Origin of the sequence: Mycoplasma buteonis (genome assembly GCF_000733865.1) — a bacterium.
GTDB classification, from domain to species: domain Bacteria; phylum Bacillota_I; class Bacilli_A; order Mycoplasmatales; family Metamycoplasmataceae; genus Mycoplasmopsis; species Mycoplasmopsis buteonis.
The window spans coordinates 132,690-150,808 of sequence record NZ_JPOK01000004.1; the positions used below are offsets into that span (position 1 = coordinate 132,690).

An 18,119-nucleotide genomic window follows, 5' to 3' on the forward strand; every position below is an offset into this window, starting at 1 on the left:
AAAGTATAAATTAGTAAAATTTTAAAAAGGAATAAAATGAACGATAAAGAAAAAGTACTTGAAAAACTTAAAAACGTACCTAAACAACCAGGCGTGTACTTATGAAAAGATCAAAACCAGCAAATTATCTATGTTGGAAAAGGAAAAAATCTTTTTAATCGAATGCATCAATATTTTAAAGGTTCGATTAATTCTTTTAAAACCAGCAAGATGGTTGAACAAATTGTGGATTTTGATTTTTTTGTATGCAATAACGAACAAGAAGCTTTAATTTTAGAAAAAAATTATATAGAAATTCATAAACCACAATACAACATTCAATTGCTAGATGATAAAAGATATCCATATATTTGTTTAAAATTAACTAATAAACTATCAATTACAAGAGAATTTAGAATTAACAAAAGAGATGTAAATACCTTTTATTATGGTCCTTTTACTAAAGGTTCGCTAGCAAGAACAATGACCGATATTCTACAACGATTATTTTTATTTGAAAATGGTATTTTAATAGAAAACGATAGTTATGAAAATTGAAAAAATAAATTTACACAAATAGTAGAATTATTGAAACTAAAAGATAAAACTTTTGAAAAACTTTTAGAAACTAAAATGTATCAAGCTGCAGAAACCTTAAATTTTGAATTAGCAAAAGAGTATAAAGATGCCCTTAATTTAATTTCGATGATGCGTGAAAATCAAATTGCTGAATTATCTAATTCCAAAAATATAGATGTATTTAGTGTTATTATCACAGAACAATTTGTATGAATTTATGCAGTTTTATACAGATATGGTGTTCAAATTTCGCATGAAAAAATTACTTTAGAAAACTTTGGATTAGTTGAAGAAGTTTTAACCAAATTTTTTGAACAATTTTATAAAACAATTGAAAAGCCAGAAAAAATTTTGATTAGCCATGATTTTAAAGATTTGCATTTGGATATTAATTTTCAAAATAAATTTATTTACCCTGAAAAAGGTGTTTACCATCAAATTTTAGAAAGAGCTAATAAAAATAATAACATTACCAAAAATACTTTTGAAACAGAAAACATAATGAAACAAACAAAAAATGAATTACTTAAAAATGAAATTAACAGTATTTTCAGCTTAAGTACTAGTGTTAGAAATATTTTTTTATTTGATAATTCTAATTTAAATAATAATTTTGTTGTGGGTGCTGTTGTGGCTTATCAAAATTTAAAGAAGAATAAAAGTTTGTACAAAAAATTTAATCACAGTAATTTATCGGACAATTTTACTCGAAAAAGCGATGTCGAATATATGTATTTAACCGTTGCTCGCTTTTTAAACAGCTTTAAAAATGAGCTGTCTGAAAATGATGTTTTTATAGTTGATGGTGGTAAACAACAAATTGCAGAAGCTATATACGCATTAAAAGAAGCTAATTTACCTTTTACAATACCAGTATACGGTTTGATAAAAGATGACTTTCACAGAACTAAACAATTAATTGATGAAAAATACAATCAAATTTCTGTTTCAAAAGATTTATTTAACTTTTTAAGTCAAATGCAAATTGAAGTAGATAGATTTGCTAAAAGCTTCATGCGTAAAAAACACCTTGCTAATTCTTTTGAAAGTAAATTAACACAAATAAAAGGAATTGGAGCAAAAACTGAGCAAAAATTGTTATCTCATTTTAAAACTTATAATAATATCTATAATGCCTCTTTTGAAGAAATAGAAAAAATAACCAATAAAAAGGTTGCGAAAATTTTAGTTGATGAACTAGGAAACAAAGATTAACAAATCAAATTTAAATAATTTACAGCTTTGTAATTTAAATACTTAGAAAGTGGTATATATATTACAAATACAATTAACAACATTAAAATAAAACTTATGATTAACAACCAATAAATATTCAGCAACATTTTAAAAAATAAAATGTTGCTTTTTTGTTTTTTAATAAAATAACTAATTTTAATTAATAAAATCAGTTTATTAATTAAAGAAAAAATATAAACGAAAAATAAAACTATTAAAAAAATTAATATAAAAATATAATTGATAATTTTTAATATTAAAAGATTTTTAAAATTAAAATCTGATTCTAGTAAATCAAAATTTTTCAGCAAAAAGTAATTTTGAAATTCTTCTTTTGTTTTAGCAAAGTTATTAAAAATATCTTTTATCCATTGAACAAATAAATTTCAATACTCTTTAACAAAATTAAAATTTGCAGGCTTATTATCTAAGTAATAACTTTGTAAAACCACCATCCACAAAAGTGCATTGCTCGCTAAAATCAAAACAATAACACTGGTAATTAAAATTCAACTTGAGATTCGAGAAAACTTTAAGTAATTCTTTAAAGTTTGAATAATAGTGTACTTCATTTTTGCCTCATTTAATATGTAAAAAAATATTTAAATGGACAAAAAAGTGAACAAAAAAAGTCAAAATTATTTTTTGACTTCAAGGTCTGTTGAGCATTTACATTCAAATTTATCAAAATGCTCTAAGTTAATTATTTCTTGCATTAAGTTTGCATATTTTTGACGAAAAGAGGGAAGCATGTAGTAATAAGAGTATACTCCATTTTTTCGTACACCCACAACTTTATCACGTTTTAAATCGCTAAGGTGTTTAGAAATATTAGCTTGCTTTTCGTTAAAAATGTCAACAAAAGTGTTAACTTCACACTCATTATCAACACAAGAAAATAAATGAATGATTAATTTTAATTTAACTTCTTTCGAAAGTAAGCCTAACAATTTCACAGTAGTCATAACAATCTCCAATACTGTCAAGTATTTAATTTTAATTTACAAAATTACTAAAACAAAATAAATTAGTTTTATTTATTCCTATACAGTAATTTATATATCAATAATTTTAAACTATTAAAGAAATAATATTTAAAAAATTAATAAAGAAATATATTTTTAAGCAAAATTAAAAGTTTTTCATCTACATAATAAATAAAATCTCTATCAAATAGTGATAGAGAAAATATTTATAATGTTTTATTTTTTATCAATTTTTTCTTCCAAATCATTTAAGAAATCTTCATCAATTGAAAATCCTTCTAATTCTTTTTCAAAGTTTGTTTTAGGTTCTTCTGGTACCATTGCATCATCTAAAATTCATTCACTAGTCACTGAAAAAGCTTCAGAATTTGTATCAATGTTTTCTACTTTATCCATTTCTGGAGTATTTTCGATTTCTGTTGTTTTTTCTACAGTCATTTCTTGAGTATGAGTATCATTAATTCATACTTTGACTGTTTGCATTGTCTCTTTAGTATTTTCTTGTTTTTGTTCTTCTAGTTTTGCAAAATCAAAATTGTTTATTTCTTTAAAGTTTTCTTTTTCTTCCTTAGTAATTCTGACACTTTGAGTAGCACTTTGTGTTTGTAAACTATCTAAACCTACTCAAGTATCTAAAACAACACTTTTTGGTTTTTCATCTAAAACTTCTGTATTTAAAATATAAGTGCTTGTTGCTCCTTGGATTGAACTATCATAAAAATGGCGAACTGCAGCTGGGTTGAAATCTTTTAAAACTTCATTTTGTAAAGTAATTCATGATATAGGTGTAATAACACGAACATCGTATTTTTTAGACTTCAAGAAACGAACCTTGTCACGAACTTTAGCATAATTAATTGGAAGTGAATTGTAATTGTAAGTATCAAAAATAAAGCATTTATAAGGTATTTTATTAACCGTAATCACAATATCAATTGTCATTGAACCAACTACGTAATCACGGAATATTTCACAATTAGGTAGTTGTTTTGATAATTCTCTTAAGTAAGTATAAGCTACTAATTTGAATCATTTTTCACGTTCTGATAAAACTTCATCAATTTCTTCAGGTTTTTTAAAAGCTTCTTTTAGTAGTCCTTTACGATTTTCAACTGATAACTCTAAAAATTCCAATCATTTTTTGAAAACTCTTAAATCTTCAGGCATATTTGGTGTTAAAGGAATATCGCTTGCATTAATTGTTTTTAAAACAATCATTTTTTCTTTTGCGCGTGATATAGCAACATTTAATGCGTTTTTACCACCTTGACGAGCTACGTATGAATAACCGATTTTAGTATTTTTATCATAAGCTAGCGTAGCAATTACTAAGTCAGCTTCGTCACCTTGAATGTTTTCAATATTTCTAATTAAAAGTCTGCGCTTTTTGATAGCTTCTTCTAATTCAGGGTGATTTCTAAAAATTAATCAAGTAATATAATCACTTTGTTTTCCGTTAAATCCTAAAATGATGATTTTATTATATTTATCAATATTTTCAATAGCTAAATCAATAGCTTTTTGTGCTTCAGCAACATTTTTTTGTGATTCTCATTGTCCGTTTTCAACTTGAATTACTTCAATTGGGTTTGTGCTTCAACTATCAGCACTATCAATAGCGTCTAAAGTTGAATTGTAGAAGTATTTACTTGAAAACGTCATTAATGAAGCATGATTTGAACGATAGTTTTTATCAAGCAAAATTGGGTATACACCAAGTGAAAGCGCATAATCTAGTAGTGAATCCACTTGACCAAAAATAGAATCATCAGATTGACGTGTTCCAAATCAGTTATTTGGCTTCATTTGTTGTGTATCACCAGCTAAAATTTTACGTTTAGCTAAATAAAGAATAGGTAAACCATTTTCGATGAAAATTTGACTTGATTCATCTAAAATTGCATAATCAAATTCATTTTTTGTTCAATTTGATAAGTCTGTGTTTGGAGTTGCAATAATAATTGGAAAAATCTTTTTAATAATTGGAGCATATTTTTTGATAAAACGATATGGTTCAAAATTAACAATTCTAATGCTTTGAGCAAACTCACGGTAAAGCATTCTTTCTTCTTCATTGAAATTAGCAATAACTTTAAAAATTCTTTCTAAAACAACATTTTTAATTGCTTCTTCGTCAGAAATTAAATTTTCATAATTAACACTTTTTTCTAATTCAATTAATTCATTAATTTTTGCAAAAGGACTTGGAACATTTTGTTCTGGTAAGTATCCAATATTACGCATGAATAAAATTAAATCATGTAATGAACCATTAAATGTTGCTAATTTATTATCAATTTCTGTACCTAAACGTTTAACTTCAAAGTATTTCTTAACAAAAGGCATGTATGTTAAGTTGTTAATTTTTAAAAGTTCTTTGGCTGTTTCACCATATTTAAATTCTTCTGTTGGATAGTATAAATCTCTAGGTAAATTAATTAAAAAGTCAATTTCTTTTTGGAAATCAAAATCTTTTTTGTGTACACTAATGTAATAATATGCTTTTAAAACATTTTGTGAAGTTGGATCAGCTAAATATTCACTAGCTTTAGCTACAAAATTTAATTCTTCAGCAGTGATTGTACTGCAATGTTTAATTTGATTGTATTCATCAAAATTTTCAAGCATTTCTAAATAATCTTGAATTGGTTGATAAAAGCTTGTTTTCTTCATTTCTTTTGAGTTAGTAATAAATAACGCAAAAGGAGCTAGCTTATTAAGACGTTGATAAATAACTTCAAGTGCAGCACGTTTTTGTGATGCAACAATTGCAGTCTTGCCGTAAACTAAAATATTAGCAATTAAATTAACGATTGTTTGTGATTTACCAGTTCCTGGTGGGCCTCAAATTACTGTATTTTGGTTTAAAGCACTTAAAATTGCTTTATCTTGTGAAAGATTTGATTGAGTAATTTTGAACAATGCTAATTTTGGATTAAAAATTGAGCGATCAATTCTATTTTTATAAATATTTTTGTTAAACTCTACATCAATAATTTCATCCATTTCACCGTTTTGAATAATTTCTTTCATCCGCGTACGAGAAAAACCACCACCAGGTTGAAAAATACCTAAAACTGCTCCGGGATAAAAACTGAGAGATTCATTTTGAATTTCATCAGGACGGAATTTTTTAAAGTTCTTACAAATATCTTTTGGTATTGCATATAAATCTTTTCAATTTGTTCTTAAACTATCTAGTAAATTATTAATTTCAAGTTCTTTTACTTGATCTTCTAAAAATAAGTCAAAACCTTGATTATTTAAGAAAAACAGTAATTTTTCATTAATTTTAATATCACCATTTGAACTTAAATATGGTCTACCATTACGGAATGTTATGTGTGCTTCTTTAAAGAAAAGAGGAGCATAAATAGCTTTATCTTCTTTTCTGAAAGATACAAATAAAAATCCTAAATGTAGCGGTCAAATATTTGTTTCATCTAAAATATTAATTGTCTTATCATTTAAAACTTTTCATTTAAGTAAAGATTTTTGAATTTTAAGTTCAATAGAAGAAATGGTATGATTACGAATTTTTTTATAGTCTTTTTGAATTTGTTCGATTTCTTGTTCACTAATGTTTGTTCATTCTTTTAGTACAGAAATAAACTCTTTAACATTTTCAGCTTCTTTTAATTTAGCAACAATTTTATTCAATCCAATTTCATATAAGCTAACTTCAAAATTTTCTAAGTTACAGATTCTACGAAAATCTTCAGGACGAATTAAAGAAAGGATATCAAAATAATCCTTATCATTGACTTTAGTAAAAATTGCTGAATCATTGTTTGAAACTTCTAGTAAATTGTCTAAGATGACTTTGTATTTGTTTGTTGTATTAATCATGTTTTAATCCGTTAGCAACAGCTTTGCTAAACTCTCCTAATATTATTGAAACGCTCTTTGAACTAGCTACCACACCAGTTACCGCTTTTAATTTTTTAATTTCTTCTAAATTAACTTGTCCAAGTTCATTAATCTTAACAACTACTCGTGATGGTTTAATTTCAACATCACTATAGTTAGTTTCTCCTAAGTATTTTTTTAACAAATTAATGTCAAATGGTATTTTTTCTACTTGATAAATTGTGTTGCTTTTATGTTTCATTTGTTTTTTTCATTTAATCCAAATTAAACCAAAGGTTAGCAACGTAAAGAGTACTATTTTTGCTTTATTTTTATACATATTATTTAAATTATACTATTACTTACTTTTTTATTTTGTTTTTTATTTTTAGGACTAAAAAATGAAAAATAAATTTCACTTTTTATAAAAGAACCAAAATTTTAGTTTAAGTTTCAAAATCAAAATATTAATTACTTTTTTCAAATTATTCATAAAAAAATTAACGTAAAATAGTAAAATAAAAAAAGTTATTAACTTGTTAATAAAAGTTAAGAAATAGAAAAATTATAAACGGAGAAAATATGAAAAAAACTGTATTAATTGTTATTGACGGTTTAGGTTTAAGAGCAGAAACTCAAGGTAATGGTTTTGCTCTTGCAAACACACCTGAATTTAATAAATTATTTAAAGAATATCCAAATAGCATTATTCAAGCTAGTGGTGAATTTGTTGGTTTACCTGCTGGACAAATGGGAAATTCAGAAGTTGGACACCTTAATATTGGTGCAGGTACTGTCGTATACACAGGATTATCATTAATTAAAAAAGCATTGAATGATGGAACATACAAAAGTAATAAAGCATTTTTAGAAGTTTTTGAAGATGTTAAAGCAAATAATTCAACATTACACTTAATGGGACTTTTATCACCTGGTGGAGTGCACTCATTAGAAAATCATTTATTTGAACTTTTAGACGCAGCACACGAAAATGGTGTTAAAAATGTTTCAGTTCATACATTCGGAGACGGTCGTGATGTAGCTCCTCAATCAATCAAAGCATCAATGGAAAAATTACAATTAATTTGTGATAAATATGGTTACAATATTGCTACTGTTGCTGGAAGATTTTATGCAATGGATCGTGATAAAATGTTTGATCGTGTTGAAAAAGCTTATGATGCTATTTTAGGTAACTCACAAAGCTCATTTTCAAACGCAGTTCAATATGTTGAAGATCAATACACTGAAGGAATTACAGATGAATTCTTTGTTCCAGCAATTAATTCAACATTAAACAAAAATGCATTTGCAAAAGATGGTGATAGTGTAATTTTCTTTAACTTCCGTCCTGATCGCGCAAGACAACTTACACACTTATTTATAGGTTCACCTTTATATACAGAAAAACCTGTACACCCAGTTACTATTAATAAATTCGTATCAATGATGAAATACGAAGGAATTAACACAATTGTTGCTTTTGACGAAATGGAAGTTTCAATGCCAATAGGTAGAGTCTTAGAATTAGCAGGAAAAAGTCAACTTAGAATTGCCGAAACACAAAAATATGCTCACGTAACGTATTTTATGGACGGTGGAAATGACATTGAATTTAAAAATTCAAAAAGAATTATGGTAGATTCATTAAAAGTTGAATCATACGCTGATGCTCCACACATGTCAGCCCAAGGAATTACAGACGAATTACTTGCTAATGGTTTAAACTACGACGTAACAATTATGAACTTTGCTAACCCTGATATGGTTGGTCATACAGGAAACCTTAAATCAACTATTGAAGCAGTTTCATTCCTTGATACACAAATTAAAAGAATTGTTGATTGAGCTGAAAATAATGATGTAACAGTATTTATTACTGCCGATCACGGAAATGCTGAAATTACAGAAGATAAAGATGGAAAACCAGCTACAAAACACACAAGCAGCCCAGTTATGTTAATTTGTACAGATAAAAATGTTAAACTTAAAGATGGAAAATTAGCAAATATCGCTCCAACAGTACTTGATTACATTGGATTAGAAAAACCATCACAAATGGATGAAGAATCATTATTAGTTAAATAATAAATACCACAAAGCAACTATTAGTAGTTGCTTTTTTGATAGAATTAACTTATGAAAAATACTTTAAAATTCTTTGATTTTTGTTCTGGTATTGGAGGTGGTAGAATCGGATTAGAGCAAAATGGACTCCGATGCGTAGGACATAGCGAAATTGATACTCATGCTGATAAAACTTACCAATTATTTTTTAATGATCAAAATAATTTTGGAGATTTAACTAAAATAATTCCAAAACACTACCTGACTTTGATTTTATGATTGCAGGTTTTCCATGTCAAACATTTAGCATTCTAGGGAAAAGAGATGGATTCAATGATAATCGCGGAATTATTATTTATTATTTAATTGAAATTTTAAAACAGAAAAATGTCCCTTATTTTTTATTCGAAAACGTTAAAGGATTAATTTCTCATGACAAAGGTAATACTTTAAAAATTATTTTAGAAAAGTTAAACGAAGCAGGTTATGATGTTTTTTATCAAGTTTTAAATAGTTTAAACTTTGGAGTACCGCAGCACAGAGAGAGAATTTACCTAGTCGGTTTCAAAAAGGAATTAGGTGTGAAAAATTTTCAATTCCCTCATGGCGTTAATCAAAAAAATATTACAGATTTTTTTGATGAAGAAAATGATGATATATTTGATACAAATTCATTGATTTTTCAAAAATATATTAATAATAAATACAATATTAAGAAAAATATTAATTTAGACAAGGTTTTATTAGAAAAAAATTTTATTGATATTAGACAATCAGATATTCGTGTTTATAAGGAATATTGTCCTACTTTAAGAAATGGGAGACATGGTATTTTATATTTTTATAAAAATGAATTAAAAAAATTAAGTCCTTATGAAACTCTTCTTTTACAAGGTTTTCCTAAAAATTACGCAATTAAAATAAAAAATAATCCAAGTATAAACCAAAATAAAGTGCTTTCCCAAGCAGGTAATGCAATGACAGTTAACGTCGTAAAAAGCGTTGTTAGTGCTATGCTTAAAAATAAAAAATAGTCCTTAGACTTAACTAGGACTATTTTTTTATTTTTTAAAATTATAAGTTTGCGAAGTGAACAACTGTTCTAACAAGTTGTGATACGTATGACATTTCATTGTCGTATCATGAGAATAATTTGTATAAGTTTCCACTTTCTGTTGTTTTAACTGATGTTAATAATGAATCGAAGATTGATCCGTAGTTTGAGTTAACAACGTCTGATGAAACGATTGGAGCTGTTTCGTATTTTAATGTTTCACTAGCAGCTTCTTTCATAGCAGCGTTAATTTCTTCAACTGTAGGTTCTTTAACTAATTGAACTGTTAAGTCAACAACTGAACCTGTAATTGTAGGAACACGAACTGCAAGACCATCTAATTTACCAGCAGCTTCTGGAACTACTAAACCAATAGCTTTTGCAGCACCTGTTGATGTAGGAATCATGTTTTGAGCAGCAGCTCTAGCTCTTCTTAAATCACGGTGAGGAGCATCTTGTAATCTTTGGTCTCCTGTGTATGAGTGAATTGTTGTCATTAATCCTGATTTAATTCCGAATTTGTCAACTAAAACTTTAACAACTGGAGCTAAACAGTTTGTTGTACATGATGCAGCTGAGATAACTTGATCTTCACCTGTAAGAATGTCGTGGTTTACATTGTAAACTACTGTTTTAAGGTCGCTTCCAGCTGGAGCTGAAATAACAACTTTTTTAGCACCTGCTTTAACGTGTTTTTCTCCACCTTCTTTTGATGTGAAGAATCCTGTTGATTCAACAACTAAGTCAATTCCTAATTCACCTCATGGAAGGTTTTCAGGATCTCTTTCAGCAAATACTTTAATTTCGTGTCCGTTAACAACGATAGCACCTTCTTTAGCTTCAACTTCATATGGTAATTTGTGGAAAGCTGTATCGAATTTTAATAAGTGTGCTAATGTTTTTGGATCTGTTAAATCGTTAACAGCAACAACTTCTAAGTTTGAGTTTGTTTCTAATAATCTACGGAAAAATAATCTTCCAATTCTTCCGAAACCGTTGATTGCAACTTTTTTCATAAAATTTAATTTTCCTTTCTAAGAAAAGTTTCTATTTATTTTAATTTTGTGTAAGACTTTATAAGTTAACTTTTAATAAGATATTAATATCTTACACCGATATTATAACAGTTTTATAATTATAAAAAAAATCTAAATTTAATAGATTTTTAATATATGGTAATATTTCCATTTATAGTTTAACTCTTTTTTTGGATTCATACTGATAATCTGTCGCAAAAAGAAAACCATCAGAAAATTGTAATTTTAAAGCATTATTATGAGTTTTTGTTTTCGAAGCATAATAAATTTTAATTCTCTTATCATTTAAGATGTAGTAAGCTCCAGGATTTGAGCTAAAAGCTCTGATTTTGTTAAAAGCACTCTCACAGGTTAAGTTTTCGCTTAAAAAAGCATCGGCTTTATCTAGTTTTGGACTTAAGATTACTTGAGCTTCATCTTGCTTAATTTTCGTAAAATTATCTTGCTCAAATTCCTTAAGTCAATGAGTAATATTTTCTGTAGCTAAGATAGATAACTTTTCAAAAAGTGTGTCACTAGTATCAGTTTCTAAAATATCTAAAGCAGCAGTTTTAATAATATCTCCTGAATCCATTTTTAAAAACATATACATTAATGAAATTCCAGTTTGTTTATCACCATTAAGTAGTGCATGTTGAATGGGTGCAGCACCACGATATTTAGGAAGTAATGAACCATGAATGTTTAACGCAGCTTTTTTAGGTAAATCTAAAACCTTTTGTGGAATAAATTGACCAAAAGCACAAGTTAATAATATATCAAAGTCAATTTTAGAAAGCTCTTCGTAAATATCTCCGATTTTATTAGGTTGGTAAACAGGAATATTATATTGCTCTGCTAAAAGTTTTGTTGGAGTTGGTTGCAGCTTATAACCACGATTAGCCGGTCTATCTGGCTGTGAAATTAAAGCGACAACATCAAAATTTTTAATAATTTCCTCAAAAATTGGTACAGAAAAATCAGGTGTACCAGCTAAAATAATTTTCATATTACTTACCTACTCATATTTCTGTTTGACATAATTGCTTAACTAAGTGTCTAAATTTAGTTAAAGCAATTTTTGAAATTCTTTTTTCTTTGTTTGAAATATTCTTCTCAATATTCATTAAATCAACATAAGAACCAATAAATGTAGTTTTTTGATTAATATAACGATTTTCTAAAATTTTAATCAAGATATTTTCGAAAAATCAAGGATTATAAGTTTTAAATCCGATTTCATCCAAAATTAAAACATCCAATTTACTTAATGTATCTAAAATATAATTTATATCTGAATCACTAGAATTAAAAGATTTTTTTAACTCATCTTCTAAATAATTAACATTTAAATACGCTGTTGAATAATCATTAATTGCAAAGAAGTTCGCAAAGGCACTTAAAACTTGATTGCGAAATAAACTTGATTCACCATCAATAAAGCAACCGCGAATTTTCTTTAAATTATTTGTTTTTTCTAGTTTATTTTTTAAATTGATAATAAATTCAAACAAATCAAAATGGTTAACATCATCAATTCATTCAATCTCAGTGATTGGTTTATCAATTACTGGTTTTGAGATATTTTTAAAAAAAATATTTTGAGTTAATAAATATTTTTTAGCTTTTTCATTACTGTTAATTTTTTTATCAAAAATAAGATTGCCTTCTAAGTCACGTTGAATTTTTGTTGAATAAACAAAATCGTCAGGATTTTGTTGTTCAGATAAGTAATCACTCATTTGGACAAAATTATCCCATAGCTCTGAATCTGAAATTTGATATTTACTAATAACTTTTTTAATTGGATTAAATTGTTTTAAAGAAATAATTAAATCTTCACGTGAAGTGAAGATGCCATCTCGGTTTAATATTTTTTTAATTGTATCCATAAAAACCTACTTATTTAAATAAGAAGCTTTTAAAAAACTTTTTTGTTTATAAACATCATTGTATTCGTTTGAAAATTCAAATTTACCATCAAGGTAGTTTTCAATATTATCAAATCCAATAATATGTTTTTGATTTACTTCTTTAATTAATGAATTAGCTAATTTAAAACAACGTTCACCTTTTTTAGCAGCGGTTCCAAGCTTTAAGAACGCTAAATAAAGAACTAAATTAATAACACGATCATCTTTAACTGTTTTCTTTCACTCTAATAAATATTTTTGAGCAATTTCAGTTGGTTGTTGATCAAAAAGTTGTGTATAAAATTCTAGAGAACTTAATTTTAAAATTCCCTCATATTCATTTGAATAAAGCACATTACCAATTTCTAAACGCATTGGACTAGCTTTAATTGTTTTTGCCATTTGCTTAATTTCAAGTTCATGTTTAGTTCTTTTACCTAAATCAATTAAAAACTCATCAATACGCTTGCTGTTGGTTTGTGAAACTTCAAAGTCGAAAACATCAAAAAAGCTAGTAGTAGCGTCTTCATATTGCTCACCAGTAAGTAAATTAATTTTATTAAGTTTATTTTTAATAAGAAAATCAAAATGACTTTTACCTAATCTCTTAATAATAAGTTGTGAAATAAAAGTATTATTTTTAATACCTTGTGCATCTAGCGGTTTTTGTAAACTAAAAACAGTAATAGCTTTTTTATTATCATAATATGTATTAATTAGTCCAATTGCTTCTAAACTTTTACGTGCAAAATCTAATTTTTGAGCATCCATATTTAAAAACAAAGTAAGAGCACTGAAATCAAAATTAGTTTGTACAAAATCACTATTTTTACCTAAATCAAGTAAATATTCATAGAGAAAAATAGGTTCTGCTCCTAAAACTGAACCATAAAATTCTCTTAAATTCGATAAATCTTCGCTAGAAATAAATGTATTCTTCTGTATTGCAAAGTATGTAAAACGTAGTTGATTTTGCATCATGTTCTCCTTGCTTTAAAAGTGTCCATAATAATTTTATTAAGTATAATAATATTCCACTATTTTATTTGGTAAATTATTTAATTCTTCTAAATTATTAATTAAGATATTAACAACTGGAATTTGACAAAAAGTCTCTTTTTCGCTTCAATTAAAAGCATTTTGGTTATTAAATCAATTAAATCAGTAGTTATCCACACCTTTTAATTGACATAATTTTTGTCGAATTTCTTTTTGAGTTTCGACCACAATAATTTTGCTAAATAATCCTACTAATTTTTTCTCACATTTATGGAAATTAGCAATTTCAACAAAATCATATTTGTGCTTTAATAAGTGTTCATATAAGAATTCAAAAACTAAGCTTTCTAATTCTTTTAAAATTAAATTATTATTTTTTAATTCAGCTTTAATTTTCACCTTACTTAGTTCATTATTTTCAAAGCAAGTTGCTGGCAAAACTTTTAAAGCCTTTGATAAAAATGCAGAATTTGATTGATATAAATTTGATACAAAATTATCAGCATATAAAATTTTATAATTTTGTATTTCTAAGCTGCTTAATGCTGTAGTTTTACCAGCACAAGCATGACCAACAACAGCTATCATATTGGTTTTAGCAATTTTGCTTTTGCGGTTTTTAATTCAAGTTCATCTAAAAGCGGAATTGCTGCTTCTAGATTAACTTTAGTAAGTGAATAATTATTTAAATCGTCTTGAAAATTAGGCACATTAGGATTTAAAACTGTTAATTCATAGCACATTTGACCTGTTTGTTGACCGTCAACTAATTTTTTACGAACTGCAGGTTTAATAAGTGTTGAATTAATATTATCAAAAATAGCTTGAAAACTGCCAAAATTTGAAATTAAATTAACTGCGGTTACATCTCCAATCCCTTTAATTCCAGGTAAATTATCTGATGCATCACCTTTTAGAGCTTTAAAGTCAATAACTTGTTTAGGAGTGTATCCGTTATCTAAAAGAAAAATTTCTTCATCAATTACTTTAAAACCACTAGCAAAATCTTTTGATTTATTGATAATTTTTGTATTAGGATTAATGAGTTGCATAAGATCACGATCGTGAGAAAAAACAAATTTTTCACCTTCAATTTTTTCGCAGTAAGCAGCAATTAAATCATCAGCTTCAAAACCGCTAATTTCTTGATGATTAATTTGCATTAAACTTAAAATTTCTTTAATTAAATCAAATTGCTGAAAAAGTTCACTTGGTGCTTTAGTGCGACCTGATTTATAATCCTGAAAAATTTCGTGACGTTTCGTTTTTTCTTTTGCATCAAAAGCAATAAATAAATGAGTAGGATTAATGAATTCTACTAATTTTGTTAATTGGGATAAAAAAACGGAAATTCCGTTTGTAGGAACACCTTTACTAGAACGCAAGATATCATTTGGATTTCGATAATAAGTTGCATAAAAACTTTGAAACATTAAGTAGTTACCATCAATTACTAAACTAGTTGTCTTCATCTACATATTCCTTTCAATCATAAGCTCTTAAGAAGTTTTTATCGGTATTAGAAATATAAATTAAAAGCATTCTTGGAGTATTATTATTAGCTAATTCTAACATTTCAGATGAAAATCCATAACAAATAACTGATGCTGTTTCATCTTTTAGTGAAACAGTTACCATTTTTTTTGTAGGATGCTTACGAACATTAGTAAGATAAGCTAATACTCACACTTTTTCAGTTGTTAGTTCTATTAATTTTGGACGAACAACTGTTACTGATTTTTGATTAAATTGAACTAAGTTAGGAATTGCATTGTAAATATCTCCTAAAAGTTCACTTTCATAACGCATTTCCATATCGATATTTCTACTTAAAACTGGGATTGGCATTTTGTCATAACTATAAGTTTTTAAGAAACTACGTAAAAAATCAATTGATTCATTTTCTGTTTCAAAAGTTTTCTTTTTTAGTAACGCTGCAAAAATATTGTAAACATTAGTAAATTCTTCAAAAAAACCTAAAAGCATTTCTACATTACCAAATTCACGAAAAACGTTAGCTTTAATTAATGTGGTTAAAACTGAATCACCGACACCTGCTAGTTTTAATCTCATTAATCCTTCCAATAAATTATTAATTTTTCCGTTTTGTCTTATTTCAGAAACAATTTTGTTTACCGCAACTACTCCAACACCTTTAATCATAATAAGAGGTAAATAAAGTTCATTTTGATATATTTCGACATTTTCTGTCGAAATGTTAATTTTTGGTGAATTTACCTTGATTCCTTGAGATCTTGCATCTAATGCATATTTTTTAATAGTCAATAGATCTCCAGAAGAATTACTTAATAATACTGAATAAAATTCAAAAGGAAAGCGAGCTTTATAATAAGCTAATTTATAAGCTATCAGAGCGTAAGCAACCGCATGAGACTTGTTAAATCCATATGCAGCAAATTTTTCAATATTAGAATAGATTCTATCAAGTGTATCTAATGAAATATTATTTTCTCTACCACCTTCAAAAAACATATTTTTATAGCTATGGAGCTTGCTTTCATCTTTTTTAGAAATTGCTCTACGTAATAAATCAGCTTGTGCAAAAGATAAATTACCAACTTTTTGTGCAATTTGCATAATTTGCTCTTGATAAACAATAATTCCATAAGTTTGAGCTACTATTTCATCATAAAGTGGATGAATTTTTTCAATTAAATTTGGATTTCTTTTATTTGCAGCATAAACTTCAATGTATTGCATTGGACCTGGTCTAAACAGTGAAATAATAGCATATAAATCGTCAAAGCTATCAACATGGACTAACTTAATAGCTTTTTTCATACCATCACTTTCGAGCTGAAAAATTCCATTTGTTGTTAATTTGTTAAGTAAATCAAAAGTTTGATGATCAGCAAAGATAGCGTAGTTATTACCTAAAACATAATCAAAACGCTTATTAACTGGAACTAAACTTTCAATTTCTTGTAAAATAGTCAGATTTTTTAAACCTAAAAAATCTATTTTAATAAGACCAAATTGTTCCAAATTATTCATAGTGAATTGAATTTGATTAAAACCATTTTCATTTAAAGAAATTGGAAATTGATTAATTAATTTTTCACTTGCTATAACTACACCTGCAGCATGAAGTCCAGTTTGACGTGGAAGACCTTCAATTTGGCTTGCATATTCATGTAAATTTGGATATTGAGACACTAAAATTCGATATTTTTTATTTTTTTCATAAGCTTCAGTTAATGAAGTATCAAATTTAGTTAAAGAGGCAGAAATTTTATTTACATCAGCTGTTGGTATTTTTAAAATTCTAGCTACATCACGAATTGAATTTTTAGATGCTAAAGTTTGAAAAGTTGTAATTAGAGCTACTTTATCAGAACCGTATTTATTTTGTAAATATTTTAAAAGTAAATCACGTTTATTATCTTGAATATCTAAATCAATATCAGGTAAAGAAACACGATCTACATTTAAAAATCTTTCGAAAAGCAATCCAAAATCTAAAGGATTAATTTCTGTAATGTGCAATAAATAAGCAATTAAACTTCCAGAAGCACTACCACGTCCTGGACCTATTTCTATGTTGTTTTCTCTAGCTCATTTTAGTGCATCTCAAATAATTAAAAAATAATCAATAAATCCTAATTTTTTAATTGTTTCATATTCCATCAAAACACGATCTTTTAATAGTTGTAAATCATATTTTTGTTTTAATTCTTCAAAACGTTCATTTTGAATTAATTTTTTGAATAAAAGATCACTATTATCAGAAAATTTAGCTAATTTAATACTGTTATCTGGTGGAGTTATTTTAATAGACTCAACCATTTTAAGCATATTTTGGTAAACTTCTTCACTCAAATCATCAAACTCTGCATCATCAAAATATTCATAATATGTATAGACTTGATGTTCTTTACCTGCAATTTGATCTAAAACTCCTAAAATTTCATTATCTTCAAAATCCAAAATTCTTTTAGTTGGTGCAAAAACTGTTCTTTCATTAACTGGTTTTTTGCTATTAAAATAAAAGTTATTAGGTAACTGTTCAACACTTAAATTAAGTTTTTTAGCAACCATACCTTTTTCATAATGATCAATAACGTATAAATTTTCATCTTTTAACAAGTTAAAATCCATAATTTTTTGATTTAAAGAGTTTGCATAAATTAATTGATTAATTAATGCTAAACCATCATTATTTTTTGCTAAAACGATGATTTTAAAGTAATTTTGCTCATCAACATAAAACTTAGTTTCAATCCCAACAATTGGCTTAATTCCTGTTTTAACTTGCAAATCATAGTAATAAGGTAAAGCATATAAATTATTAACATCAGTTAACGGAAGATACTCTAATTTATTTTCTAAAGCTTTTTTAAATAAATCAATTAATTTAATTTTTGAATAAAGAAATGAAAATTCAGTATTTGTATGTAAATAAATTCTTTTTCGCATAAAT

At 26.5% G+C, this 18,119-nt stretch carries 12 protein-coding genes and 1 pseudogene; 3 read left to right on the forward strand and 10 right to left on the reverse strand.

Annotated features, from left to right (window positions below):
• The first annotated feature begins 36 nt into the window (after positions 1-36).
• Positions 37-1,773 carry an excinuclease ABC subunit UvrC gene (uvrC, locus tag EI91_RS00535; RefSeq protein ID WP_036451904.1) on the forward strand — a complete coding sequence of 579 codons (1,737 nt, stop codon included), beginning with the start codon at positions 37-39 and terminating at the stop codon, positions 1,771-1,773.
• Between the two features lie 659 nt (positions 1,774-2,432).
• On the opposite strand, the gene EI91_RS00545 is transcribed toward uvrC, so the two are convergent.
• The 3 genes from EI91_RS00545 to EI91_RS00555 all read right to left on the reverse strand — a co-directional run bounded on the left by EI91_RS00545 (position 2,433) and on the right by EI91_RS00555 (position 6,891).
• On the reverse strand, positions 2,433-2,759 hold the full coding sequence (locus EI91_RS00545; RefSeq protein WP_036451907.1) for a hypothetical protein: 327 nt from the start codon (positions 2,757-2,759) through the stop codon (positions 2,433-2,435).
• Positions 2,760-2,996: 237 nt separating this feature from the next.
• A complete protein-coding gene (locus EI91_RS00550) occupies positions 2,997-6,629 on the reverse strand; it encodes an AAA domain-containing protein (RefSeq protein WP_051789149.1) in 3,633 nt (1,210 codons plus the stop codon).
• Positions 6,622-6,891, reverse strand: a complete 270-nt coding sequence (locus tag EI91_RS00555; protein WP_084177980.1) for a hypothetical protein — start codon at positions 6,889-6,891, stop codon at positions 6,622-6,624. The genes EI91_RS00550 and EI91_RS00555 overlap by 8 nt, the downstream gene beginning before the upstream one ends.
• 320 nt (positions 6,892-7,211) lie before the next feature.
• On the opposite strand from EI91_RS00555, the gene gpmI reads away from it, so the two are divergent.
• Together gpmI and dcm are read left to right on the forward strand one after the other, a co-directional pair.
• Positions 7,212-8,717 carry a 2,3-bisphosphoglycerate-independent phosphoglycerate mutase gene (gene gpmI / locus EI91_RS00560; protein WP_036451910.1) on the forward strand — a complete coding sequence of 502 codons (1,506 nt, stop codon included), beginning with the start codon at positions 7,212-7,214 and terminating at the stop codon, positions 8,715-8,717.
• A 51-nt stretch (positions 8,718-8,768) separates the two neighbouring features.
• Positions 8,769-9,730, forward strand: a pseudogene (dcm, locus tag EI91_RS00565) (DNA (cytosine-5-)-methyltransferase).
• 40 nt (positions 9,731-9,770) lie between these two features.
• Here dcm and gap read toward each other — a convergent pair.
• The 7 genes from gap to dnaE form a co-directional block, all read right to left on the reverse strand.
• Entirely contained in the window at positions 9,771-10,766 is a 996-nt protein-coding gene (gene gap, locus EI91_RS00570) for a type I glyceraldehyde-3-phosphate dehydrogenase (protein WP_036451912.1), read from the reverse strand.
• A 172-nt stretch (positions 10,767-10,938) separates the two neighbouring features.
• Positions 10,939-11,775 carry a methionyl-tRNA formyltransferase gene (gene fmt / locus EI91_RS00575; protein ID WP_036451913.1) on the reverse strand — a complete coding sequence of 279 codons (837 nt, stop codon included), beginning with the start codon at positions 11,773-11,775 and terminating at the stop codon, positions 10,939-10,941.
• Between the two features lies 1 nt (position 11,776).
• Complete coding sequence (locus EI91_RS00580) at positions 11,777-12,658, reverse strand: ATP-binding protein (RefSeq protein ID WP_036451915.1); 882 nt, start codon at positions 12,656-12,658, stop codon at positions 11,777-11,779.
• A 6-nt stretch (positions 12,659-12,664) separates the two neighbouring features.
• Positions 12,665-13,660 (reverse strand): replication initiation and membrane attachment family protein, encoded by a 996-nt coding sequence (locus tag EI91_RS00585; RefSeq protein ID WP_051789150.1) that lies wholly within the window; start codon positions 13,658-13,660, stop codon positions 12,665-12,667.
• 36 nt (positions 13,661-13,696) lie between these two features.
• A complete protein-coding gene (locus tag EI91_RS00590) occupies positions 13,697-14,266 on the reverse strand; it encodes a nucleoside/nucleotide kinase family protein (protein ID WP_036451916.1) in 570 nt (189 codons plus the stop codon).
• Positions 14,260-15,150, reverse strand: a complete 891-nt coding sequence (locus tag EI91_RS00595; protein ID WP_036451918.1) for a 5'-3' exonuclease — start codon at positions 15,148-15,150, stop codon at positions 14,260-14,262. The genes EI91_RS00590 and EI91_RS00595 overlap by 7 nt, the downstream gene beginning before the upstream one ends.
• Positions 15,137-18,115: a DNA polymerase III subunit alpha gene (gene dnaE / locus EI91_RS00600; protein ID WP_036451920.1), complete on the reverse strand. Its 2,979-nt coding sequence runs from the start codon at positions 18,113-18,115 to the stop codon at positions 15,137-15,139. The genes EI91_RS00595 and dnaE overlap by 14 nt, the downstream gene beginning before the upstream one ends.
• Positions 18,116-18,119: the final 4 nt, after the last annotated feature.